Source organism: Streptomyces sp. NPDC006430, assembly GCF_040612395.1.
In the GTDB taxonomy this organism is placed as follows: Bacteria; Actinomycetota; Actinomycetes; order Streptomycetales; family Streptomycetaceae; genus Streptomyces.
In genome coordinates this window covers 313749-337849 of record NZ_JBEXQA010000003.1, presented here as the reverse complement: position 1 = coordinate 337849, position 24101 = coordinate 313749, and the positions used below count along the sequence as shown (strand labels likewise).

Annotated in this window: 21 protein-coding genes and 1 pseudogene; 10 read left to right on the top strand and 12 right to left on the bottom strand. The window is 72.6% G+C overall.

The features are described 5' to 3' along the window. Positions 1 to 49: 49 nt before the first annotated feature. Together ABZZ20_RS07415 and ABZZ20_RS07410 are read left to right on the top strand one after the other, a co-directional pair. A complete protein-coding gene (locus tag ABZZ20_RS07415) occupies positions 50 to 466 on the top strand; it encodes a hypothetical protein (protein ID WP_356867739.1) in 417 nt (138 codons plus the stop codon). Between the two features lie 38 nt (positions 467 to 504). Further along, the gene (locus tag ABZZ20_RS07410; protein ID WP_356867737.1) at positions 505 to 2943 is read left to right on the top strand and encodes a tetratricopeptide repeat protein; all 2439 of its coding nucleotides are present in this window, start codon (positions 505 to 507) and stop codon (positions 2941 to 2943) included. 437 nt (positions 2944 to 3380) lie between these two features. Here ABZZ20_RS07410 and ABZZ20_RS07405 read toward each other — a convergent pair whose 3' ends face one another. After that, on the bottom strand, positions 3381 to 4586 hold the full coding sequence (locus tag ABZZ20_RS07405; RefSeq protein ID WP_356867735.1) for a serine hydrolase domain-containing protein: 1206 nt from the start codon (positions 4584 to 4586) through the stop codon (positions 3381 to 3383). Positions 4587 to 4669: 83 nt separating this feature from the next. Further along, positions 4670 to 5881 (bottom strand): serine hydrolase domain-containing protein, encoded by a 1212-nt coding sequence (locus tag ABZZ20_RS07400; protein WP_356867733.1) that lies wholly within the window; start codon positions 5879 to 5881, stop codon positions 4670 to 4672. Between the two features lie 139 nt (positions 5882 to 6020). Here ABZZ20_RS07400 and ABZZ20_RS07395 point away from each other — a divergent pair, with 139 nt between their 5' ends. From ABZZ20_RS07395 to ABZZ20_RS07365, 7 genes are all read left to right on the top strand, one after another. Then, positions 6021 to 7262 (top strand): histidine kinase, encoded by a 1242-nt coding sequence (locus tag ABZZ20_RS07395; protein WP_356867731.1) that lies wholly within the window; start codon positions 6021 to 6023, stop codon positions 7260 to 7262. Continuing rightward, the gene (locus ABZZ20_RS07390; protein WP_356867729.1) at positions 7259 to 7966 is read left to right on the top strand and encodes a response regulator transcription factor; all 708 of its coding nucleotides are present in this window, start codon (positions 7259 to 7261) and stop codon (positions 7964 to 7966) included. The genes ABZZ20_RS07395 and ABZZ20_RS07390 overlap by 4 nt, the downstream gene beginning before the upstream one ends. A gap of 534 nt (positions 7967 to 8500) precedes the next feature. After that, the gene (locus tag ABZZ20_RS07385) at positions 8501 to 8752 is read left to right on the top strand and encodes a UBP-type zinc finger domain-containing protein (RefSeq protein WP_356867986.1); all 252 of its coding nucleotides are present in this window, start codon (positions 8501 to 8503) and stop codon (positions 8750 to 8752) included. A 555-nt stretch (positions 8753 to 9307) separates the two neighbouring features. Then, positions 9308 to 10477 (top strand): polyprenyl synthetase family protein, encoded by a 1170-nt coding sequence (locus ABZZ20_RS07380; protein ID WP_356867727.1) that lies wholly within the window; start codon positions 9308 to 9310, stop codon positions 10475 to 10477. Beyond that, positions 10474 to 12006 carry a phytoene desaturase gene (locus tag ABZZ20_RS07375; protein WP_356867725.1) on the top strand — a complete coding sequence of 511 codons (1533 nt, stop codon included), beginning with the start codon at positions 10474 to 10476 and terminating at the stop codon, positions 12004 to 12006. Before ABZZ20_RS07380 ends, ABZZ20_RS07375 begins: the two co-directional genes overlap by 4 nt. Beyond that, positions 12003 to 12968, top strand: coding sequence for a phytoene/squalene synthase family protein (locus tag ABZZ20_RS07370; protein ID WP_356867723.1), 966 nt, complete (start codon positions 12003 to 12005; stop codon positions 12966 to 12968). Before ABZZ20_RS07375 ends, ABZZ20_RS07370 begins: the two co-directional genes overlap by 4 nt. Then, the gene (locus ABZZ20_RS07365) at positions 12965 to 13960 is read left to right on the top strand and encodes a DUF5914 domain-containing protein (RefSeq protein WP_356867721.1); all 996 of its coding nucleotides are present in this window, start codon (positions 12965 to 12967) and stop codon (positions 13958 to 13960) included. The genes ABZZ20_RS07370 and ABZZ20_RS07365 overlap by 4 nt, the downstream gene beginning before the upstream one ends. 69 nt (positions 13961 to 14029) lie before the next feature. Here ABZZ20_RS07365 and ABZZ20_RS07360 read toward each other — a convergent pair whose 3' ends face one another. The 10 genes and pseudogenes from ABZZ20_RS07360 to ABZZ20_RS07315 all read right to left on the bottom strand — a co-directional run bounded on the left by ABZZ20_RS07360 (position 14030) and on the right by ABZZ20_RS07315 (position 22670). Further along, positions 14030 to 15583 carry an FAD-dependent oxidoreductase gene (locus tag ABZZ20_RS07360; RefSeq protein WP_356867719.1) on the bottom strand — a complete coding sequence of 518 codons (1554 nt, stop codon included), beginning with the start codon at positions 15581 to 15583 and terminating at the stop codon, positions 14030 to 14032. After that, positions 15580 to 16290 (bottom strand): class I SAM-dependent methyltransferase, encoded by a 711-nt coding sequence (locus ABZZ20_RS07355; protein WP_356867717.1) that lies wholly within the window; start codon positions 16288 to 16290, stop codon positions 15580 to 15582. The genes ABZZ20_RS07360 and ABZZ20_RS07355 overlap by 4 nt, the downstream gene beginning before the upstream one ends. 9 nt (positions 16291 to 16299) lie before the next feature. Next, on the bottom strand, positions 16300 to 17511 hold the full coding sequence (locus tag ABZZ20_RS07350) for a lycopene cyclase family protein (protein ID WP_356867715.1): 1212 nt from the start codon (positions 17509 to 17511) through the stop codon (positions 16300 to 16302). A 338-nt stretch (positions 17512 to 17849) separates the two neighbouring features. Continuing rightward, on the bottom strand, positions 17850 to 17990 hold the full coding sequence (locus ABZZ20_RS07345) for a hypothetical protein (protein ID WP_356867714.1): 141 nt from the start codon (positions 17988 to 17990) through the stop codon (positions 17850 to 17852). Positions 17991 to 18057: 67 nt separating this feature from the next. After that, positions 18058 to 18648 carry a YetF domain-containing protein gene (locus ABZZ20_RS07340; protein WP_356867712.1) on the bottom strand — a complete coding sequence of 197 codons (591 nt, stop codon included), beginning with the start codon at positions 18646 to 18648 and terminating at the stop codon, positions 18058 to 18060. Positions 18649 to 18773: 125 nt separating this feature from the next. Continuing rightward, positions 18774 to 19610 carry a serine protease gene (locus tag ABZZ20_RS07335; protein ID WP_356867710.1) on the bottom strand — a complete coding sequence of 279 codons (837 nt, stop codon included), beginning with the start codon at positions 19608 to 19610 and terminating at the stop codon, positions 18774 to 18776. A gap of 125 nt (positions 19611 to 19735) precedes the next feature. After that, positions 19736 to 20479 (bottom strand): tyrosine-protein phosphatase, encoded by a 744-nt coding sequence (locus tag ABZZ20_RS07330; RefSeq protein ID WP_356867708.1) that lies wholly within the window; start codon positions 20477 to 20479, stop codon positions 19736 to 19738. 24 nt (positions 20480 to 20503) lie between these two features. Beyond that, positions 20504 to 20710 (bottom strand): hypothetical protein, encoded by a 207-nt coding sequence (locus tag ABZZ20_RS07325; protein ID WP_356867706.1) that lies wholly within the window; start codon positions 20708 to 20710, stop codon positions 20504 to 20506. Between the two features lie 101 nt (positions 20711 to 20811). Then, positions 20812 to 21381, bottom strand: a pseudogene (locus ABZZ20_RS07320) (tRNA (adenosine(37)-N6)-threonylcarbamoyltransferase complex transferase subunit TsaD); the annotation flags it as partial. 251 nt (positions 21382 to 21632) lie between these two features. Beyond that, entirely contained in the window at positions 21633 to 22670 is a 1038-nt protein-coding gene (locus tag ABZZ20_RS07315) for a phosphatidylinositol-specific phospholipase C domain-containing protein (RefSeq protein ID WP_356867704.1), read from the bottom strand. Between the two features lie 201 nt (positions 22671 to 22871). On the opposite strand from ABZZ20_RS07315, the gene ABZZ20_RS07310 reads away from it, so the two are divergent. Then, entirely contained in the window at positions 22872 to 23930 is a 1059-nt protein-coding gene (locus ABZZ20_RS07310) for a trypsin-like peptidase domain-containing protein (RefSeq protein WP_356867702.1), read from the top strand. Positions 23931 to 24101 lie beyond the last annotated feature (171 nt).

The following is a 24101-nucleotide window of genomic DNA, read 5'->3' as shown; positions in this document are numbered from 1 at the left end:
AGTCCGGCGGCTACCGTGCCTACGAGGACCCTTTCAACGCGGGGGTGGCATGGATCCGATCGTCGTGACGGCAGGGAGCGCGCTGGTCGGCGCGATGGCGACCGATGGCTGGCAACAAGCTCGGGCTGCCGTCGTGGACTGGTGGCGGAGGCGACGCCCGGACGCGGCCGACGACGTCGGATCCGAACTGGAGACACTGCGTACTCAAGTGCTGGGTGCGCGGGAGCAGAGCGACGAGGACACTGAGCAGGCCCTGACCGGCGCCTGGCGCCTGCGGTTGCAGCAGCTACTCAACGAGGATCCCGCGCTCGCCGGCGAACTGCGGCGGTTGCTGGACGAACACCTGACTCCGGTGCTGTCGGATGGCGAGGCGGCCCCAGGCCGGCCGATCACCATGAAGGCGGAGGCCCACGACAGCTCCCGGGTGTTCATGGCCGGACGGGACCAGCACATCACCGGCTCGTGAGCGCCGGGGCGGGTGATCCCGATGCATCCGGAGCCCGGTTGGAGGGGCATGCTCACGGCGAGTCCCGGGTGTTCATGGCCGGGCGGGACCTCTACCAGACGGTCCACACCAGCCCCGCGCCGGAGGCGATCACCGCGCTGCGCACGTTGCCGCGGGATGTGGCGCTGTTCACCGGGCGGGAGGACGAGCTGCGCCAGCTCCTCCAGACGGCAACGCCCGGAAGGACAGTGGCTATCCACACCGTCGACGGCATGCCCGGGGTGGGCAAGACCACTCTGGCCACCCATGCGGCCCACCTGCTCGCCGACCGCTACCCCGACGGACAGCTGTACATCCGACTGCACGCCCACACTCCCGGCCAGCGCTCCGCCGACCCCGCCGACGTTCTGGCCGCTCTGCTGACGAGCATCGGTGTCAGGCCGCAACAGCTGCCGGACGGCCTGGAGGCGCGCGCCGCGTTATGGCGAGACCGTCTTGCCGGCCGGCGTATGGTCATAGTCATGGACGACGCGGAGAACACCAACCAAGTCGAGCCTCTCCTGCCGGGTTCCGAAGGGTGCCTGGCCATCATCACCAGCCGCCGGCGCCTGGCCGCCTTGGACGGCGCGGTGCCACTGTCCTTAAGCGTGATGCCGCCCGACGATGCGGCGTCGCTGTTCATTCGGCTCACTCACCGAACCCCACCAGGTCCCGGGCCCGAGCGTGACGCAGTCGACGAAGCGGTCCGGCTGTGCGGCTTTCTGCCGCTGGCCATCGCCCTGCTCGCCGCGCGCCTCGCCCAGCATCCCACCTGGAGCATCGCCGAGTACACCGCGGACTTCGCGGCTGCTCAGGACCGGCTCGGCGAACTGGAGGCCGGTGACCGGGCCGTGGCCGCCGCCTTCGACCTCTCCTATCGTGAACTGCCGGCCGATCGGCAGTGCTTCCTGCGCCGCCTGGGCCTGCACCCCGGACATGACATCGACGTCTACGCCGCCGCCGCCCTCGACGGCGTGCCGATCGCCCAGGCCCGTCGGCACCTCAGCGCCCTGTACGCGAACCATCTTGTCGACGAGCCCACCCGCGGCCGCTACCGACTGCACGACCTCATCCGGGAATACGCACGCTCACTGGCGGAGCAGGACCCAGCCGAGGACCGTGCCCAGGCCGTCGGTCGGCTGTTCGCCTACTACCAGCACACCGCCGAAGCCGCAGACCGTCAGTACGCCGACGCACGTCGGCCCGACACCCCGGCCGTGGCCGAGCCCCCACCGGCCGCACCGGGCCTGGCGGGCCGCGAGCAGGCGCTGGCCTGGATGCGCGCCGAACGGGTCAACCTCCTGGCCTGCACCCAGTACGCCGTCGCGCACGCACGGCACTCGGACGTCGTCCGCTTCACCCTCGCCGTGAACGTCTTCCTCCGGCTGGAGGGCCCCTGGCACCAGGGCATCTCCCTGCTCGGAACCGGCATCTCGGCCGCACGCCTCCTCGGCGACCGTCTGAGCGAGGCCAATGCCCTGTGGAGTCTGGGGTGGATGCAGCGCGTGACGGGGGACTATCCCGCAGCGGCCGATCTGGCGGGGCAGGCGCTCGCGCACTACCAGTCCCTCGGGGAACCCCTCGGCGAGGCCAACACGTTGCGCGATCTGGGCCGGGTCCGGCGGATGACGGGGGACTATCCCGCAGCGGCCGATCTGGCGGAGCGGGCACTCGCCCACTACCAGTCGCTGGGCGACCGCCTGGGTGAAGCCAACACCCTGTGGGATCTGGCCTGGGCGCGGCGGATGACCGGGGAGTACGAGGAGTCGGCGGCCCGGGCGGAACAGGCACTGGCGCTGTATCGCTCCCTCGGCGCACGTCTGGGCGAGGCCAACGCCCTGTGGGATCTGGGGTGGGTCCGGCGTCTGACCGGTGACGGTCCAGCGGCGGTGGACCTGACGGAGCAGGCGCTGACGCTGTACCGCTCCCTGAGTGACCGGCTCGGAGAGGCCAACGCCCTCTGGAGTCTGGGAGAGGCCAAGCGTCTGACGGGGGATCATCAAGCAGCGGTCGAGCTGGAGGAACGGGCCCTGGAGCTCTACCGCGCCCTCGATGTTCGGCTGGGCGAAGCCCACACGCTGCGGGACCTGGGCCGGCTGCGGCGTCTGACCGGCGACTTCCAGGCGGCGGCCGAGATGACCGAGCAGGCGCTGACGCTGTTCCGGTCCCTGGGCGACCGGCTCGGCGAGGCTGAGGTGCTGAACAGCAAGGGGGCGCTCCTGGCGGAGACCTCCACGGCGTACGAGGCCCTCGACCAACATCGCCAGGCCCTGCGGATCGCGCGCCAGGTGCACAGCCCGTTGGAAGAGGCACGCGCGCTCGAAGGCGCTGCCCGGTGCGCGGCACGCACCGGCGCGCTGCCGGCTGCACGTGCCGAGCTCCGCGAGGCCGTAGGCATCTACCAGCGCATCGGCGCTGCCGAGGCGCCCTCGGCCGGGGCGTACCTGACATCCCTGTAAGACGCTTCCGGACTTCGGGCTGTGGGGCTCGTAGCTGTCCACCATGACGCCCGGTGAGCAGCCAGGCGGAGCGGATCGGGCACCCGTCTGGTCCTCGATCGCCCGGCTGTCGAGAAAGGTCCGTGGTGAGGGCCGCGTTGGCGACCAGGGCGTCGCGGGGTAGCACCCCGAGGTCGTGGGCCGCAGTGCGGGCGGCGCAGATCTGCGCGGGCCGGGTGAGTACGTCGCCGAGGCCGGGTGGGGCATCGCCGATCGGTGATCCAGGCGCCGGCCGTCAAGGAGTTCCCTCACGAGGTGGGCGACCGGGAGGCCCGCCCGATCGGCCCGGCCGACGTCCAGGACGGTGACGATGGGGCGACTGTGCGCCCGCATGTGGCCGATGGGCCCGACGTCGTGTCGGGCCCATCGGTAGTTTCACGGAGCACCCTCGGCGGGGTTCAGCGGCACAGGGCGGTGTCCACGGCGCGGTCGAGGTTCATCCGGCCCGCCTCGTCGGTGAGCTGCATGGTGACCGCGACGTTGGTGGCGCGGCCGTCGTCGGTGGCGCCGCCCCGGGTCTCGTACCCCGGGAAGCTGCCGCCGTGGCCCCAGGAGAGGCCGCCGCACGGCAGCGGCCTGCTGACGAGTCCAAGTCCGTAGCGGGCGCCGGGGCCGAAGGTCGCTTCGGCGGGGACGGTCGAGCGCATCTGGGCGAGTTGGGCCGCGGGCAGGAGGCGGCCAGCCAGGAGTGCGCTGAAGAAGCGGTTGAGGTCGGAACTGGTGGAGATCATCTGGCCTGCCGCCCAGCCCCAGGAGGGATCGATCTCCGTGATGTCGCGCAGCGGGGCGTCCGCCGATTCCTGGTAGTAGCCGTGGGGGTGGGGCTCCCGGATGCTCGCGTCACCGGGGGCGGGGAAATAGGTGTGGCGCAGCCCGATGCGCTTGATGATGCGCCGGTCGATCTGCTCGGCCAGGGGGCGGCCGGTGACCTTCTGGACGATCAGGCCGGCGAGGACGTAGTTGGTGTTGCTGTACTTCCAGCGGGTCCCGGGGGCGAAGTCGGCCGGGTGTCGGAGGGCTGTGGCCAGCAGTTCGTGGGGGGTGTAGTAGCGGACGTCGACACCGAGGTGGTTGCTGTAGTTGGGGAGACCGCTGGTGTGCTGGAGGAGCTGGCGGACGGTGATGCGCCGTCCGTCGATCCCCTCGCCGCGGACGAGGCCGGGCAGGTAGGTGTCGACGGTGGCGTCCAGGTCCATCCTCCGTTCGGCGACGAGCTGGAGGACGACGACCGCGACGAAGGTCTTGGTGTTGCTGCCGATCCGCACCTGCCCGTCGACGGGTACCGGGGCACCGGTGGCCAGGTCGCCGAGCCCCGCGGTGTAGGTGCGGGTGCGGCCGTCACGGTCCTGGACGCTCGCCAGCGCGGCGGGTATCCCGTCGTCGCGCACCAGCGTGTTCAGGGACTGCTGGACGGCGTCCGGCCCGGCGGCGGAGGCAGAGGCGGAGGAGGAGGCGGAGGAGAAGGAGGAGGCGGCGGCGGGCGGGGCGAGGGCGCCCAGTGTCATGACGCCGATGGCCATCGCGGCTGCGGCGGGCCGGGCCCTTCGCCGCGGGTCCTGCTGCCGGCCAACCGAGCGGAGCCTTTGCCTTGTCCGTGCACGCATGAGTCAACTCCTGGGGAATCGCTGGTTCGTCGTTCGAGGGGCCGGGCGGCCGGGTCGCCGGGCCGGGCGGCCGGATGTCTGCTTCATCCGCACAGCGCCCTGTCCACGGCGTCCTTCACGTGCTGCGTGGCCGCCTCGGCCGTCGGGATGGTGGTGACCGCGACGTTCACGGCGCGACCGTCGTCGGTGGCACCGCCCCGGGTCTCGTACCCCGCGATGTCGCCGCCGTGGCCCCAGTAGACGCCGCCGCACGACAGCGGCCTGCTCGTGAGCCCCAGCCCGTAACGGAGGCCGGAGGTCCCGGCGGGGACGGTCGTGCGCATCTCGGCGAGCTGGGCCGCCGGGAGGAGGCGGCCGGCGAGGAGTGCGGTGAAGAAGCGGTTGAGGTCGGAGTTGGTGGAGATCAGCTGGCCTGCGGCCCAGCCCGCGGAGGGGTCCATCTCCGTGAAGTCGCGCAGCGGTCCGTCCGCCGGGTTGCGGTGGTAGCCCTGGGGGTGCGGCTCACGGACGGTCATCTCTCCGGGGGCGGGGAAATAGGTGTGGCGCAGCCCGATGCGCTTGATGATGCGCCGGTCCATCTCCTCGGCGAGGGGACGGCCGGTGACCTTCTGGACGATCAGGCCGGCCAGGACGTAGTTGGTGTTGCTGTACCCCCACGTCGTCCCCGGAGCCGCGTCGGCCTTGTACCGGAGGGCGATGTCGAGCAGCTCGCGGGGCTCGAAGTACCGGTTCCTGATCTCGTCGTCGTCGACGTGGATGCCGTACTCGGGGAGTCCGCTGGTGTGCTGGAGGAGCTGGCGGACGGTGATGCGCCGTCCGTCGATCCCCTCGCCGCGGACGAGGCCGGGCAGGTAGGTGTCGACGGTGGCGTCGAGTCCGATCTTCCCTTCGCCGACCAGCTGGAGGACCACGACCGCCGTGAACGCCTTGGTGTTGCTGCCGATCCGTACCTGGCCGTCCGTGGGCACCTTCGAGCCGGTGGTCAGGTCGCCGACTCCTGCGGTGTAGGTGCGGGTGCGGCCGTCACGGTCCTGGACGCTCGCCAGCGCGGCGGGTATCCCGTCGTCGCGCACCAGCGTGTTCAGGGACTGCTGGACGGCGTCCGGCCTGGCGGCAGCAGCAGCGGGGGCGGCGGAATCGGAGGCGGGGGCGGCATCGGAGGCGGCGGGCGGGGCGAGGGCGCCCAGCGTCATGACGCCGATGGCCACCGCAGCCGCGGCCGACACGGCTCGTCGCCGCCTGCCGCCCTGTTGCCGGGTGGAGGAACGGAGGCCCTGCCGGGTTCGAGTACGCATGGTCAACTCCTGGGGAATCGTTTGGTCGTGGCACGATCCTGGTTTCCAGGGCTCCCTGAACGCATCGCGGGAAGGTGGGAGAAATCGCTCCCCCGATCGGGGGAGGCTGCCGGTGGACTGCCCGGCGATACTGGCGACCATGATCAGGGGACTCCGGCCGCTGCTGCGCGGCTCCACGTATTCGGGTGTGCTGTTCGCCTATTGCGGCGCTCTGGCGAGCCTTCCGCTGCTGCCCCTCGCCCTGTTGCCGGCGCTCTCGTGGCGATCCGCACCCGAGGGCGTGCAGCTCGCCCTGGTCCTGCTGGTCTGGGCGGTACTGGTCGGCGCGGTCGGACTGGCGCGCCCGGTCCGGCGGGCGCTGGTGGTGTCCGCCCGCCGACTGCTGCGGGTGCCACTGCCGAACCCGGTGGCCGGCCGCCGGAACTCCGGCTCCCCCGGCCTCGACCGCTGGCGGACCCCGCTCTGGCTGGTGCTGCACGTGGCCGTCGGGTGGACGGGGGCGCTGGCGAGCGGGGTGCTGTTCATCATGGGCCTCTCCCTGCCGGGGAACTGGCTCGGCGGCGAGGCGCGAGCGAGTCTGTTCGGCACGTCGGTCCGGGTGTCGGGCGGGTGGAGCTGGGTGGTGGCGGCCGTGTGCATCCTGCTGGCGGTGGCCGTCTGCGTACTGGTGACGAAGTCCCTGCGGTGGTCGGCACCACGGCTGCTGGGGCCGTCGGCGGCCGAACGGCTCGCGCTGGCCGCCGAGCGGGAACTGCTACTGGCCGAACGCAACCGGATCGCCCACGAGTTGCACGACTCGATCGGGCACACGCTGACGGCGGCCACCATCCAGGCGGCGGTGGCGGGCGAGGTGCTCTCCGCCGACCCGGCGGCGGCGCGGGCCGCCATGCGCAGCATCGAGGAGTCGACGCGGGCCGCGCTGGAGGACCTGGACTACGTACTCGGAGTGCTGCGCGAGGAACAGTCGGGGACGGCGCCCACCCGGACCCTGGCCGACCTCCCCGAGCTGTTGGACCGCCTGCGGCACGCGGGCGCGGTGGTGGAACCGGAGCTGTCGGGCGAGCTGACACAGGTGCAGGGGACGCTCTCGCGCGCGGCGTACCGGATCCTCCAGGAGGGGCTGACGAACGCGCTGCGCCACGGGGCGGGCGGCCCGATCGGGGTCCGGGTGGCGGCCGGGCCGGACGGACTGGACCTCACGGTGGTCAACCGAACCGGGGCACGGACGGGCCCGGGCCCGGGCACCTTCCCGACCTCGGGCCACGGCCTGCCCGGCCTGGCCGAGCGCGTGCGGCTGCTGCACGGTGAGTTCCAGGCCGGCCCGGACGGGACGCAGCACTGGCGGCTGTCCTGCCGGCTGCCGGCACGGGCGTCGGCGTGAGCGGATCCGACGCGGGCGAGAGCACGGCCCTGCCTGCCGTCACCAGCCCCTCCGTCACCCTCCTGATCGCGGACGACGACGAGGTCACCCGCAGCGGCCTGCGCATGCTGCTCGCCGCACAGCCGGGGATCACGGTGGTCGGCGAGGCCGCCGACGGCGTCGAGGCGGTCGAACGGGCGAGGATCCTGCGACCGGACGTGGTCCTGATGGACGTCCGGATGCCGCGTCTCAACGGGATCGAGGCCACCCGCCAACTCGTCGCCGAAGCGGCCGGACCGTCGAAGGTCGTGGTGATCACCACCTTCGAGAACGACGGTTACGTCACCGCCGCCCTCAGCGCGGGCGCCAGCGGCTTCGTCCTCAAACGCCTCCCGGTCCGTCGGATCGCCGAGGCGGTCCGGGTGGTGGCGGCGGGCGAAGCGGTCCTCTTCCCGGCCGCACTGGGCCGCATGGTCACCCCCCGCCCGCTGGGCTCCGCCGAAGCCCTGCCGCAGGCCGCCCTGACCGGCCGGGAGGAGGAGGTGCTGCGCCTGATGGCCACCGGGCTCTCCAATCCGGAGATCGCGGAGTCCCTCACGGTGAGCCTGGAGACGGTCAAGACCCACGTTGGAAATGTGCTGACCAAGCTCGGCGCGCAGAACCGGACCCATGCGGTGGTGATCGCGTACGAGTCCGGCCTGGTGGTCCCGGGCTTCGCCGGCTGACCGGCTTCAGTACGGGCCACGCCGTAGCTCCGCCTTGCGGTCCACGCTGGCGCGATCTCCTGATCGCCCTCCACGACGCGAATGTCCACGGTCACTACGCATATCGCTGCCAATGACGACCGTTCCTCGTCCGTGAGCAGGAGTGAGACGCCCTCGGCGGGTCGATGCACTTTCGCTACGGGATGTGCGCTCCCGCACCACGCTCGTAGCGTGGACGCACTGAGGAGCCCACCTCGTCTCCCCCGCCGGGGGGAGGATCGGAACAGGGCCGGGGCACGAGAGGTCTCGGCTGAAGGGAGGTGTTATCTCCGCTCGCACGACTCCCACAGCATCCGCAACAACCGACGCGTTCCAGACCAGGGCAACCGGGCCCGGGACACAGCCGAGAGGAACGGTGAAGGCATGCCCGATATCAGGTCGGAGTGGGTCGTCGCCCCCGACGCGGGACGGCCGGAGGGCCGGTCCTGCCTTCATCTCGCCGAGGTCGCCGAAAGGGCCGGGACCGCGACCGCCGAGACCTTGCGCACCGGCGGCATCCCGGATTCCGGATGCGCTCAGTGCCGGGCCGTGGGGCAGCGGTGGGTACATCTGCGGTTCTGTCTGAGCTGCGGGCACGTGGGCTGCTGCGACAGCTCGCGCGGTCAGCACGCCTGGGTCCACGCCGAGACGACCGGCCACCCTCTGGCCAGCTCCGCCGAGGACGGCGAGGACTGGGCGTGGTGCTACGTGGACGAGCTGTTCCTGGTCCCGGTCCGGCGCTCGGACGGCGGCCGGCCGCCCCGCTGAACGCCCTCCATTCCCCCGGCGCGCTCGCCAGGACGTCCGCCGCTTCCAGCAACTGCCCCAGTCCGGCCGCGCGGGCGGTCGCGCCGTGCTGGGTCCGGCTGGTGCCCGAGTGCGCGCATCACGGGTGGGGACGTCTCGTACCGTTCCCGCTCCCGCAACCACCCGGGCTGGCACGCCCCGGCTGCGGCACGGTCGGCCCCGCACCCGTCCCCGTGCCGGTACGGGCCGAGCCAGGGCCAGGGCCAGCTGCGAGGAGACCGGCTTCCGGCGCACCGCAGGCAGCGAGAGATCCTTGCGGCCCCCTCACGCCGTTCGCCCCGCGCGCGATGCGCCCATTGGGTGGATCGGCGGGCCGTGCTGCCTGAGCCGATCGCCCGACGGGGACGGATGGCCCTGGCGGTCACTGGAACGCAGTCGAGCGCATCCGTCGGCCCGGTGCACGCGGAAAGGGTGACAGCACCACTTCACGACACGGAGGACTGGATGCACGCGAAGTCGGTTGCTCGATACTCGGCCACAACCCCCCAACTGCAGGATGCACCTGCGTCTGCGTCCATGGCGACGGCCGGCGTCGAGGTGTCCACGGACACCGTCGATCGGGACGTGGCCGCTGCCGTCACCCGGGAACTGGAACGCGTCTTTTCCGAGTTCGTCGCGTACAGCCGGTCGCTCGACGGTGTCTTCGCCAGCGACGTCGCGGAGCGACTGGCCGCCTTCACCCTCGACGGCGGCTCGCGGACCCGGCCCCGGTTCCTCTGGTGGGCCATGCGAGCCTGCGGCGGTACGGACCTCCACGTGCCCGTGGCCCTGCGCATCGGCGCGGCGCTCGAACTCGTACAGAGCTGCGCCCTCATCCACGACGACGTGATGGACCAGTCGGCCCTGCGCCGCGGCCGGCCCTCCTTCCACGCGCAGATCGCGCTCCAGTACCCGGCGGCGGTGCCCCTGCCGGAGCCCGGCGCGTCGCCCTTCGCGCTGTCGGCCGCGGTTCTCGCCGGCGACCTCGCACTGTCCTGGGCGGACGACCTGGTCGCAGGGGTCGACCTCGGCCCGCCCGTACGGACGGACGTCCTGCGGATCTGGCGGGCCATGCGGACGGAGATGGTGGCCGGGCAGTACCTCGACCTGCTCGGTCAGGCCACCTCCTCCCGCTCCGCCGTCCAGGCCATCCGTACCGTCTGCCTGAAGACGGCCCGCTATACCGTGGAACGGCCCCTGGCCCTGGGCGCGGCGCGGGCCAGCGCCGACGACGCCACCGCCCAGGCCCTGAACGCCGCCGGCCGGTGCGCCGGCATCGCCTTCCAACTCCGCGACGACCTGTTGAGCGTTTTCGGCGACCCCGAGGTGACTGGCAAGCCCTCGGGTGACGACATCAGCTCCGGCAAGGCGACGTACCTGCTGGCCCTGGCCCATGCTCGGGCCCGGGCCACCGGTGCCACCGACGTCATCAACCTCCTCCAGGACTGCCGGGGGAACTCCCCCCTCTCCGGGCCTGCCTTGTCCTCGGTCCGCGAGGCCCTGCAATCCACCGGAGCTCCGGCACAGGTCGAACGGCGCATCGAGCGCCTGGTGCGCGCATCCGAGCGGCACCTCGCCGCGGCGCGCCTGCACGGCCCCGCCACCCGGCACCTCGCCGGACTCCTCAGACAGGTCGCGTCCCCTCCGCGACAGGCTGCCACCGCCGCCGCAACTGCAGCGGCCGACGGCCACGGGGGTGCCCGATGAGAACGATCACCGGGCGCACCGATCACGTGGTGGTCGTCGGCGCCGGACTCGCGGGCCTCTCCGCCACCCTCCATCTCCTCGGCGCGAACCGCCGCGTCACCGTCGTCGAACGCGACCTGCTCCCCGGCGGCCGGGCCGGCCTCATCGAAAGCGGCGGCCACCGCTTCGACACCGGCCCCACCGTGCTCACCATGCCGCACATCCTGGAGGAGGCCTTCGCCGCGGTGGGCCAGAAGATGTCCGACCGACTGACCCTTCACCCCCTCCACCCCGCCTACCGCGCCCGGTTCGCGGACGGCAGCGACCTCAACGTCCACACCGGAGCCGAGGCCATGGAGGCAGAGGTCGAACGCTTCGCCGGCGGCCGGGAAGCAGCCGGCTACCAGCGCCTGCGCCAGTGGCTGCACGACCTCTACCGAGCGCAGATGGGCCGCTTCATCGAAGCCAACTTCGACTCGCCCCTCTCACTCCTGCACCCGGACCTGGCCCGGCTCGCCGCGCTGGGCGGATTCGGCCGTCTCCAGTCGAAGATCGGCCAGTTCATCAAGGACGAGCGGCTGCAGCGCGTCTTCTCCTTCCAGGCCCTCTACGCGGGCGTCCCTCCGGCCCGCGCGCTGGCCGCCTACGCCGTCATCGCCTACATGGACACCGTCGCCGGGGTGTACTTCCCCGAAGGCGGCATGCATGCCGTACCGACCGCCCTGTCCGAGGCCGCCGCCGGAGCAGGCGCCACCCTTGTGTACGGGCAGACCGTCACCCGCCTGGAGCGCACCGGTGACCGGATCACCGCCGTCGTCACCGACCGGCAGCGCATCCCCTGCGACGCGGTCGTCCTCACCCCGGACCTGCCCGTCGCCTACCGGCTGCTCGGCGACCGCCCCCGCCGTCCGCTCGCCCTGCGCCACTCCCCGTCGGCCGTCGTCCTGCACACCGGCACCGACCGCACCTGGCCCGAACTGGCCCACCACACCATCTCCTTCGGCGCCGCCTGGAAGCAGACCTTCCACGAACTCACCCGCACCGGCCGCCTGATGAGCGACCCCTCCCTTCTCATCACCCGGCCCACCGCCACCGACCCGGGCCTCGCCCCGCCGGGAAGACACACCCACTACGTACTCGCTCCCTGCCCCAACACCGCCGTCGGCCCGTCGGCCGCCTCCTGGAGGGACCTCGGGCCCCGCTACCGCGACAGCCTGCTGCGCGAGCTGGAGCGCCGCGGCCTGACCGGCTTCGAGGACTCCATCGACACCGAGATCCTGGTCACCCCCGCCGACTGGACCGCCCAGGGCCACGCGGCCGGCACCCCCTTCTCCGTCGCGCACACCTTCCCCCAGACCGGCCCCTTCCGTCCCCGCAACCTCGTACGCGGCGCCGCCAACGCGGTACTCGCCGGCTGCGGCACCACCCCGGGGGTCGGCGTCCCCACCGTCCTGATCTCCGGGCGCCTCGCCGCAGCCCGCATCACCGGCCTGCCGGGCCACGTGACCGCGGCGCCCCTTCCCGCAGCGACGAAAGGCGACCCCGCATGACGCGACGCGAACTCGACGCCGCCGCCATCACCGACCCCGCCCTACGGGCGGCCTTCGACCGCTGCCGCCGCCTCAACGCCCGTCACGGCAAGACGTACTTCCTCGCCACGCGGCTGCTGCCCGCCTCCCGCCGCCCCGCCGTGCACGCCCTGTACGGCTTCGCCCGGCTCGCCGACGACATCGTGGACGACCTGTCCGCCCCCGCGGCGCCCGGCGACCGTGCCCGACGCCTCCAGGCCCTCTCGCACGACCTCCGCACGGCGATGGAAGGCGGCCCCGGTAACCACCCCGTCGTCACCGCCGTGGCCCACACCGCGCACCGCTACCGCATTCCCCACAGCCACTTCGACGACTTCCTCACCTCCATGCGCAGCGACCTCACCGTCACCGACTACGCCACCCTGGACGCCCTGCGCTGCTACATGCACGGATCCGCCGCCGTCATCGGCCTCCAGATGCTCCCCGTACTGGGCCACACCACCCCCAGGGAGGAAGCCGCTCCGCACGCCGCCGCGCTCGGGGAGGCGTTCCAGCTCACCAACTTCATCCGCGACGTCGGCGAGGACCTCGACCGCGACCGCGTCTACCTGCCCGCCGACCTCCTCGCCGCCGAGGGCGTGGACCGGGACCTGCTGGCTTGGAGCAGACGCACCGGCCGCCGCGACCCCCGCATCACCCGCGCCCTGCACTCGGCGGCCGCCCTCACCCGGCGGTTCTACGCGACGGCGCGACCGGGACTGGAAATGCTCGAACCCGTCTCCCGGCCCTGCGTGCGCACCGCCTTCGTCCTCTACGGGGAGATCCTCGACGCCGTCGCCCGTGACGGGTACGCCAGCGTCCACCGCCGCTCCGCAGTCCCCCTCACCCGGCGGGCGGCCGTCGCGGCGGCCGGACTGGCCAAGATCGCGGCAGTCCGCCTGAGGACCCCCACCGCCCTCGCCCTCAAGGAGCCCTCCCGATGAGCCCGCGAGCGCCCCGCCGCCGCCTCCCGGTCACCCTGCGCCGCGACCCGGTGGCCTGGCACCGGCAGGAGCCGACCTGGCGGGACGCCTCCCCCCGGCTCGTCGACGCCGCCCTCAAACGGGCGCAGGCCCGGCCCGGTGGCAACTGGTACGTCCTCGGCCCCAGCGCCGCCGTCCGCCCGGACGCCGGCTACGGGCGTACCGTCGAAGGCACGGAGATCGTGGCATGGCGCGCCGGCGACGGCGCCCTCGTCGCCGGCCCGGGCGCCTGCCCGCACCTGGGCGCCCCGCTGGCACAGGCCCCGGTCCGTTGTGGCACCCTGGTCTGCCCCTGGCACGGACTCGCCCTCCGGGGTGCCCCCTTCGCCGGCTGGAATCCCTACCCCGCACACGACGACGGCGTCCTCGCCTGGGTACGGCTGGACGACCACGGGGGCGAGGAACCCCTCGCCAGCCCTGCCGTGCCGCTCCGTCCGCCCGCAGCCGTCTCCCTGACCGCCGTCTACACCGCAACCGGCGTCTGCGAACCCGAAGACATCGTCGCCAACAGGCTCGATCCCTGGCACGGCGCGTGGTTACACCCGTACTCCTTCGTCGACCTGACCGTCCTCGACGACGGCGCCGAAACCGACGTCCTCACCGTGCGCGTCTCCTTCAAAGTGGCCCGGCGTGTTGTCGTGCCCGTGACCGCCGAGTTCACCGCCCCCGGCCCCCGCACGGTCGTCATGCGCATCACCGAGGGCGAAGGCGAGGGCTCCGTCGTCGAGACCCACGCCACCCCGCTGGGAACCGGCCGCGACGGCCGCCCCCGCACCCTTGTCACCGAAGCGGTCATCGCCGCCTCCCACCGCCCCGGCTTCACCCTCGCCCGCACCGCGGCACCCCTGCTGCGCCCGCTCATGCGGCGGGCGGCGGGTCGCCTGTGGCAGGACGACCTCGCCTACGCTGAGCGCCGCTGGGAACTGCGCAGCACCGGACGCTTCCCGGGCTGAACTGATCCGTGCGGTGCCGTGCCGGACGGTGGCGTGGCGTGGCGTGGCGTGGCGTGGCGTGCCGGATGGTCACGGCATCCGGGCCGGCCGCTGCCCGAGACCCGCCAGCGCCCGGCCCACGGCGGACCGGCCCCGTTCCGGCACCGTCCACAGCGTCTCGCCCCGCACCCCCCACCGTTCCAGCAGGGCGTTCGCCGCCAGGAAGCCGCTGGTGGCCGCCCGTTCCATCAGCGCGACCGGCAGCCCCGTACGCACCAGGTCACCGGCGACGACGACACGGGCATCGCCCGTGCGTACGGCGGGCCGGTCCTGGTAGCCGCCGACGGCGAACAGGGGACAGTCCTCGCGCCACTCGTGGCGGGAGTCGACGATCTCGGCGCGCGCCGTCTCCGGGTACACCTCGCGTAGCCGGCGCTCCAGCCGCTCCTCCACCTCCGGGCGCCGTTCCGCCGGATCGACGGCATACGCGTGCAGTTCCACCACCGACCCGCCGGTCCGCAACGCCCAGCGGTGCGCTTCGCCCTCCCAGCGGTCCAGGACGCTCACGTTGTCGAGGCCGCCGAAACCACTGGTGCCGAGGAAGCCGTGCCGCTCGCCCGCCACCGGGCGCGACAGCCACAGCCTCGACACCAGGAACGGCGGCGCCGTCCGCACCCCGGCGATCTGGGCCCGCCACTCCCGGTTCACCAGATCCGGTGAGGCGCCGACCAACTCGCGCAGCCCGCCGGGGTCCAGGGCCAGCACCACTCCGTCGTACCGCTCGCCCCTCGCTCCCGCGACGACCTCCACCCGGTCCTCGGGGAGGGGGGCCACCTCGCGCACCGCCGTGCCCGTTCGGATCTCTACGCCGAGCCCGCCCAGATACCGGGCCAGAGGGTCCCACAGGGCCTGCGGGAACGGTTCGCGCGGCACGTCGAACAGCAGCCCCTCGCTGGAGCCGAGGAAGTAGATGTGGAACATCAGCACGAGCTCCGCCGCCGACAACGTCGCCGGATCGGCGAAGAAACTCCGTGAGAAGACTTCGAAGGCCAGGTGGTGGGCCGCCTCCGGGAAGCGGATCGCTGCCAGGAACTCCGTGGCGCTCACCCCGTCCAAAGCGTCGTACACACCCGGAACGCCGACGTCCAGCAGAGGCAGGGCGGCGCGCGGATTCATCCGCGCCAGATCCCGCCAGCCGAAGGACGGACTCTGCGCCACAAATCCCAGGACGCTGAGCGGCGGAGTGCGCGGCACGCGCGCGAAGCCGTCCTGCCCGCCGTCGCGGTGCCGCAGCGGATAGTCCGCCAGTCCCGTCAGACCGTGTAGTCCGGGATCGGTACGACGCAACAGTGCCCGCAGGTTGTAGTACTGCCGGAAGAAGGCGTGGAAACCACGGCTCATCGTCACCTGCGACCCGTCCGCCAGCCGCGTCCGCCACCCCGCCAGCCGGCCACCGAGCTGCTCGTCCCGCTCGTACAAGGTGACGCGCACGCCGCGTTCGGCGAGCCCCGTCGCCGCCGACAGGCCGGCGATGCCCCCGCCCACCACGGCCACACGCGGCCCGTCCCGCTCGACGCGCACCCGCCCGCCCCGGGCGTCGAGGCGCCGGGCCAGCCGGTCCCGTCCCGGGTAGGCCCCGCTCACCCGGCGACCCGCCCGACGAAGGTGTGGGTGATGCCCGTCTGCCACCCCGGCAACGGCAGCACCCGTACGTCCGTGAAACCGGCGGCGCGCATCCGCGCGGCGAACTCCTGCGCCGTGTCGAAGCCGAGCACGCTGCGCCACAGGTGGTCGTACAGCCCCGCATCCCCGCCTGCCCGGCCCAGTGGCATGATCACCGTCCGGCACACGGCCGTCCACAGCGCCCGGTGCACCGGCTTCCCGCTGAGCGCGTACTCGTGTACGGCGATCCGCGCGCCCGGCGCCATCGCGGCGCGCACGGCGGCGAGCGTCAGATCGGGATCGGGTACGTTGCGCATGAGGTAGGCGGCGAACACGGCGTCGAAGGGCCCGTAGACGCCAGCCTCGGTGAGCCGGTCGGCCGACGCCTGCACGAAACGGACCCCGGCGGGCCACTTCTTGGCCGCGGCCCGCTCCAGCATGCCCCGCGAGGCGTCCACCCCGATGATCTCGGCCTGTTCCGCGGCCGACAGCAGCGCGGCCGTCGAGGCGCCGGTACCGCAGCCCAGGTCCAGGACGCGGGCGCCGCGGCCCTCGTCGGGCAGACGCAGCCGGCGGGCTGAGCGACGCAGATGTCCGTGGTAGCCGGGGCTCGCCGCGACCAGCAGGTCGTAGCGTGCCGCGGCGTGGTCGAAGGCAACCGACAGGGCGTCTTCGCGCAGCAGTGACATGACAGCCTTTCAGCGGCGCCCCGGCCCCGCGGCCGGGACGGTTCGGGGAAGCGACGGCAGTTCCAGCAGCGAGCGCAGCATGGGAACGACGGGCGTGCGCAGACCGATGCCGAAGTCCTCCCACGGCGTGGTCGCGCCGTCCAGGAACCGCAGCACCCGCTCGGCCGGCACGGACGAGAAGAGGTGGGTGAAGAAGGGGCCGCCGGCGACCCGGCCGGTGTCCAGCGCGCGCAGCAGCACCGCGTCCATCACACGGGCCCGGCGCCCGTGCACGGCCGGCACCCGGGCAGGGGAGCGGCCCGCGCGCACCGCCGCGGCGAGGTGGCGACTCTGGCGCTGGATCGCTGCGAAGGTGTAACCGGTGGACGGCCGGGTTGCCCCGCCGGCGGCTCCGACGAGGAAGACCCGGCGCCCGGCGCGGCGGGGGAAGCGGCCGTCGCTCATCGGGATCACCCCGTGCTCACGCTCCTGCACCGTGTAGTCGCCGAGGCCGAGGACCGACGCGCAGTAGTGGCGCAGGGCGCGTTCATAGGCCGCCTCGCACAGGGCGGCTCGGGAGAACTCCGTGTACTCGACCAGTGCCTCGTACCGGCTGATTGGCAACACGTAGCCGAAGGCGAGCCCCTGGGCCGGCTGGGGGAGACGGAAGTCCATCAGGGTCACCGCGTCGGGATCGAAAGCAGGGTCGGCCGTACGCACGAACCACCCCAGGAAATGCTGAAGCAGCGTGGTCCGCGCGGCCGGCAGCCGCCGCGGCGGCCGCGAGTCGAAGACCAGCCCCGACCGGAGCACCGAGGGCGCCCCCGACGCGTCGCGGCCACGGACCACCGCCCCTCCCCCGGCGTCGTGGGCCGACTCCACCGATACCCGCCGCACGTCGACCCCGTACGCGTCGAGCCGCTCCGCCATGGCCGCCTCGAACCGGTCAGACCTGAGCATCTTGTACCTCAGCGGTCCCAACGGCCGGTCGATCACCTCGCCGTCCGGGGCGTACACGCGCAGCCGGCCCCAACTCGCCGTCAGCAGGGCATCGTACGGACCGGCGTCGGCCTCCCAATAGCACCAGGTCCGGGCGGGCGAACGCAGCGGCCCCGGTGGGGGCTCGACCACGACCACGCGCGGCGCCGGTCTGCCGCCGGGGAGTGGCTTCGCGAGCCCGGCCGCCAGGGACAACCCGGCCGCCCCCGCCCCGACGACGGTCACATCAGCGTCCCATCTCACCTTCGGACTCCCGCCCTGTGCGCCAGCGACTCCTCTTCTGCGCCGGTCACCCCGGCGGATGCGGCATTGCCGCCCGGCACGGCCCGGGCGGGGATGCCGCGGCACGCGCCGCAGACCGTCGACGGACGCAAGCCGCGCTCCCCGGCAGACCCGACCTCCTCGTTCGAAGTGAGCGACAGAGTGATCCGCCATAGTGCACGCTGGCCGCATCACGCGCACCAACCGACGCGCCCACCGTCCCACGCCCGACCCACGCCCTCGCCCGCTTCGAACTCTCCACGGGCTTCGGCCTCGCCGTCTGCACGCACCGCGACCCGCGCGGCGTCCGGTGTCAGATGTCAGGTGCCCAGGACCCGTAGGGAAGCCCACAGTGCGGCCACTGCGGCGCAGAGGGCGGCCGGGGTGGCCAGCAGGCCGAGGCGGGTGAACTCGCCGAGGCTCACCCGGGGGCGGCCACGAACCTCGTCCCAGGATGACACCGCCGGTTTCCGCTCCCCATGCCGGGGGCCCGGCCCCCGGTCGGGGCGGTCGCCCGGCGGCGCGGGGTCAGCCCTTGCCGGATGCCAGGCTGTCGATCTTGCGTTCCAGGGTGGCGATGGACGCCTTCAGAGCAGTGATGTCTGATTTGTCCGCCGATTGTTCCGGTTCCGCCAGTTGCACCACCAGGGCTCCGCCCGGTTCGAGGACGACCTCCGTGGTTTCCGTGACGTCGTCGCCGCCCTGGTGGCGGACCGCCGCGTCGAGGTCGGCGCGGCGCAGGCCGTAGCGCTCGATGACCGCAGTGAGCCAGTGGCCGTCGCGGGCCAGGGTGGTGGGGGTGCCTTCCAGCAGGCGGCCCAGCCATTCGTAGCGGGCCGCCGCACGGACCACGACGGTGTTGACCGCCAGCAGTACGGCGGCCCCGAAGGCTGCTCCGACGACCGAGTTGTCCGGGCCGATGATGGCGTTCTGCATGACGTTGGCCAGCAGCAGCATGACCACCAGGTCGAAGGTGTTGAGCTGCGCCAGTTGGCGCTTGCCGGTGATCCGGAGCAGTACGAGGATCAGCACGTAGACCGCGACGGTCCGCAGCGCCTTCTCCAGGTATTGGATCTCGTTGTGCAGCAGGGGCGTGAACACGCTGTGGGCCGATTCCATCGAGGTCCACGCTGGCACATCGGGACACGGACCGCGCCCACCGACCCGCCGCACCCGCCGCACCCGCCCACCGCGCGAGGACCACGGCGGGCGGGCGGTACGACGACGCGGCCGGCCGGCCGGCGTTACGGCTTCGGCAGGACGCAGCCCGCGCGGTTCAGGTCGATCTTGTTGCCCGCGCCGATGCACGGGACGATGATGTACGTCTCCTGGGCGTAGTTGATGCCCTGACGGACGGTGACGTTGCCGCTCTCGTCCACCTCGCACGGGTTGTTGTCGGTGCAGCGCTCACCGTCCTCGTTGCCCGTGTTGTTGACGGCGACGACCTTGCCGGTCGTCGTGTCGATCACCGGGGAGCCCGAGGTGCCGCCGATGGTGTTGCAGGACGAGGTGTAGCGGACCGAGTCCTTCCAGGTCCACTCGCCCTCCTTGAGGCGGTACGCGAACCCGTCCACGTTGCAGCTGTAGGTCCGCTTCCAGTAACCGGACACGACCTTGATGGCCGAGCCCTGTACCGGGTGGGCGTCGTTGAGGGTGAGCGCGCCGATGCCGTACTGGCTCTGGATCTGTGCGTACGTCTTGGTGAGCTGGTAGATCGAGATGTCCGTGTCGGTCATCGTCGCGTACGCGATCTTGCTGGCCCGCAGCGTCCCGACCCTCGAACCCGCCCCGTTGAGCAGCGTGAACGAGCGGCTGGACGGCTGATCCTTGACGACCTCACCGGGTGCCGGGAAACCCGTCTCCAGGCAGTGGCCGTTGGAGAGGACGAGTGCGGGGTCGTTCGGCTGGGAGTTGGGCGTCCGGACGACGGAGCCGGAACAGTTGCTGAGCGCGACCGTCCCGGCGAAGTTCACGGTGACGGCCGCCGCGGCCTTGTCCTGGGGTGCCGAGGCCACGGCCGGGGCTGCCGCCGCTCCTATCAGGAGCAGCGAGAGCAGGGCGCCGACGAGAGGCTTGTTCATGTGGGGGTTCCCCTCTGATGACGATGCAACCGAAGATCCTCCGGTTGTCATGCGCATTGTTGGGATAGTCGCCTCAACTGGCAAGGCCGCCCGCCCCGTTGGCGTGCGTCACGTTCCGGCCATGATCAGCGCAACAGGCGCTCCCGCAGTCCGGCCGCCGTAGCGGACGTGATGCCGACCCGGGTGGCGAGATAGTTCGCCACGGAGCCGTAGCGCGTGGTCAGGTCGGCGAGGAAGAGGGAGAGGATCGTCGCCGGGGCACGGCCGTACGCGGGCCAGCGCATGGTGCGACCCGGGTTGGCCGCGTGCCAGTCGGCCGTGAGGCGGGCGGTGGCCCGCTCGGTGAGCGCGAAATCGGCCAGGATCTCCTCCTCGGGCACGTCGAGGAGCGTCAGGACGAACGCGGCGATCAGGCCGGTGCGGTCCTTGCCGGAGGTGCAGTGGAACACCGTCGGGCCCGGGCCGGCGGCGATCAGCTCGACGGCCCGGCGGATCTCCTCGACACCGTCCTCGGCCACCTCGGCGAACCGGTCGGCCAGATACCGCCAGGGGTCGACGGCGGGGTCGATCGCGGCCTGGTCGTACGGCCGGTGTTCGATGCTCAGGTTGGCGTACGTGAACCGCTCGACCTCCGGGACCCGGCCCTTCGCCTCGATCTCCCACGGGTAGCGCAGGTCGATGACGGTGCGTATGCCAAGGCCGAGGAAGCGCTCCCAGTCTGCGCCCGCGAGCTTGCCAAGGGAATCCGCGCGGTAGAGCACGCCCCAGGCGACCGTGCGGCCGTCTGCGGAGCGGTAGCCGCCCAGGTCTCGGAAGTTGTGCAGGCGCTCGAAGTCGATGTGGCGGCCGGACGGCTGGGTGGTGGTCAACTGGCGCTCCTCGCAGTGCGGTTGTCACCTCAGAATGCCCCAGCCCCCGCGCGCCCCGTCCCCAGCCATCGGGATCGGCCCCGGGAGGGGGACCGGCTCAGCGCTGCGCGCGAGCGCGAGAGCGTCCGCAACCGGGAGCATCACCGACTCGACCCGCTCGTCGGCGCGCACGGGTGCGTTGAACTCCCGGTAACCCGGCTCGTCGGCGTCAAGGACGACCAGGTCGATCACCGGGTCCGGGGGAAGTCCCCGCCCGCCCGAAGGCGCCACCGGGCACCGGCAACGCGCCGATGCGGACTCCGCCCGTCCCCGCCGCCGTCGCCGGTTGACCGTCAGGCGACCGGATGGAGCGCCGCGTACTCCAGCGGCGCCGACGGGTCCACCGTGAGCCCGTACGGGGCGGGCTGCGCGCCCGAGCGGACCAGCAGCTCGCCGATCGCCGCGATCATCGCCCCGTTGTCGGTGCACAACGTCATCGGCGGCACCCTCAACTCGATCCCCGCCGAGGCGCAGCGCCGCTCCGCCAACGCCCGGACGCGCGAGTTGGCCGCCACGCCCCCGACCACCACGAGCGTCTTCACGTCGTACTCCCTACAGGCCGCGACCGCCTTGCGGGTGAGTACGTCGGCCACCGCCTCCTGGAGCGAGGCCGCGCCGTCGGCGACCGGCGGCTGCTCCCCTCGCTGCCGGTAGCCCTCGGCCCAGCGGGCCGCGGCCGTCTTCAGTCCCGAGAAGGAGAAGGAGTGGGCGTACGGGTCCTGCGCGCGCGGCCCGCCGGTCAGCGGGCGGGGGAAGGGGACGGCCCTCGGGTTCCCGCCCCGCGCGGCCCGGTCGATGGCCGGCCCGCCGGGGTACGGCAGGCCGAACACCCGGGCCACCTTGTCGAAGCACTCCCCGGCGGCGTGCCCGCGCCCGTCTCGTCGCAGGACGACTCGATGCCGAGCACCACCGCAGACCCCACCCCGACACCCTCACCCTTGTTGCGAATGGTTCGCAACAAGGATACGCGGGTCCGTCGTCACCGCCGACGCCGCCGTTCCCAGTACAAGAACGCTCGCCCGCTGCGTCGCTGCCGGCGTACTTGCGTGGTCCGACAACGCGGGGAGGCACCGTGCCGGGCGTTGCGGGCCGGTGAACCCTTCCGGTCACAGCACTAGCCGCGCGGGACGACCGTGGCGAGCACCGAGGGCAGCGGGTACCAGTCCGCCGAGGCGATGGTCGCGTGGTGTGCGGCCATCAGGGCGACCCGGTCCCGGGCCTGGGTCTCGGTCGGGTGCACCGCGTCGATGGCGGGCGCCACGTTGTGGGCGTCGGTGGCGATCAGCAGGTAGTGGTTGCGGTCGTACCAGGCGGTGTCGATGGAGCCGCCCGCGTACGCGCTCGCGTCACCGTCGAAGACCACGAACCAGGGGCGCAGCGAGGCGTCGGCGTACCGGGCGCGCGGATCGCCGGCTTCGGCCCGGTGCACGGCGGGGAAGGCGGCGGCCTGACCGAGCCGGCCCGCGGCGGCGAGGGAGCGCAGGTGGGTGGCGTACTCCTGGTCGGTCCACAGCGTGTCGGAGCTGTTGCCCTCCTCCAGCGTGCCGGGGATCAGCTCCACGAGGAACTTCCCGGCCATCGCGGCGCGACTCGGCCAGGCGCCGGCACGGGCGGCGGTGTCCAGGTCGGGGTGACCGGCGGCGAGCTGTCCGGGTCGGTAGACGGCGTCACCGAGCTTCGAGACCAGGAGCGCGTCGAGCTCGGCCGGGCCGCGCCCGAGGTTGGCGGCGAAGCCGTCCTTGAGTTCCAGCTTGAGGACGACGGGGCGGTGGCCGGGGTGGGCGTCGTGCCAGCTGCGGATGTCGGTGAGGCATCCCGCGAGGTTCTGGTTGCGGGACTTGGTGCGCAGCTGGGCGGCGCTGGTGGCGTTCTCGCAGTTGCTGTCGTTGCCGAAGGGGTTGTCGTGGGAGACCCGCCAGGAGCTGCCGAAGAAGTTGGTCCACACGTCGAGTTCCAGCATCGCGGCGCCCGAGTCGAGCGCGTCCGCGAAGTACGGGTACTTGGCCTTGTCGTAGGCGTTGTGCACGCCGACGCCGGTCGAGCCCGCGTACGGGAGGTCGGCGGCGGCTCCCGCGGGCGCCGTACCCAGTACGAGCGCCAGCGTTGCGAGCCCCGCCGTTACCGCAGCCGCCATCCGGTTCCGCAATCTCATACTTTCGACTCCTGTTCGTCCTACCGCAGCATCGTCTGTCAACTCGCGTGGAGAGTAGGTGAGTTGAGTGACGTACGGAAGGACGGGGGATGACTGCCATCCGGCTGTGAGGACGGACACATTCCGATTCCGGAACTCTCGTCGCCGCACCGTCCGTCGAACGGGGGGCCGAGCGAGTGTCCGGTCAGGCGGGAGCGTCACGTGTTCACCAGGGTCCAGGGGAGGGCCGTACGGGTCTGCCTGCTCGTCGGCGTGTGTTGCGCGGTGCTGGTCGGGGGCGCCGGGTGCCTCGGGGAGCTGCGCGGCATCGCGATGTACTCCGCGGACGGGGATCCCGTGCGGGGGAGCTACGACCAGGACCCCGAACTGGCCGACCGCACGGCATCGGCCGTGCTGGCCGGCCTGGCCCGGGAGGTACCCGCGCAGCAGGACCCGGCGGGGCCGACCACGGCGGCCCCGACACCAACGGGGCACAACCCCACGGGCCCGAACCCGCCGGAACCGAAACCCACGGGCCCGAACCATACGGAGTTGGCCGGGCCGGGCAGTACGGGCGGCCCGCCGGCCGGCGTGGACTGGCGGACGGGCGGCTGGCGGCCCTCCGAGCCCCTGGTGGCCCGGCCCGCCGCCGCGGATCCCGCGATCGGGGCGCTCTTCTCACCCGGCGACGACGGGGACCCCGACCACCACTGTTCGGCCGGCGTGGTCCACTCCCCCGGCGGCGACCTCATCGTCACCGCCGCCCACTGCGTGTATCGCGGGAACCTGGGCTTCCGCACCAACCTCGCCTTCGCTCCGGGCTACCGGGACGGCCGGGCCCCGTACGGGATCTGGGTGCCCACCCGGATCGACGTGGACCCCCGCTGGACCGAGGACCAGGACCCCGACCACGACGTGGCCTTCCTCCGGATGCGTCGGCCCGACCGTCCCGGCCAGCGACTGGAGGAGGTCACCGGGGCCGTGACGATCCGCTTCCGACCCGAACTGCCCGCCCCCGCACGGGTCGTGGGTTACCCGAACGACAGCGAGTACCCGGTCGAGTGCTTCAACACCGCCCGCGCCGCGGGGCCCACGCAGCTGCGGCTGGACTGCGCGGACGTGCCCAACGGCACGAGCGGTGGTCCGGTACTGACCGACGCGCACACCCTGATCGGGGTGGTCGGCGGTCTCGACGGGGGCGGGGACGAGGTGACCTCGTACAGCAGCCGGTTCGGCGACGGCGTCCGCGGCGTGTACGAGAGGGCCGTCACGGCCGGCTAGCGCTGTGACGGACGGGTTCGCCGGTGAACCCCCGCGATGACAGCACCACGGCGATTCCTACGGATCAACGCTGGTGGTGGCCCCGATCTCTCGGCCGTTGCACGGGGCGGTCGTTGACGAGCCCGGTGTCAGTGGGCCGCGATAAGGTCCCCTCACGATCACGCGCACACC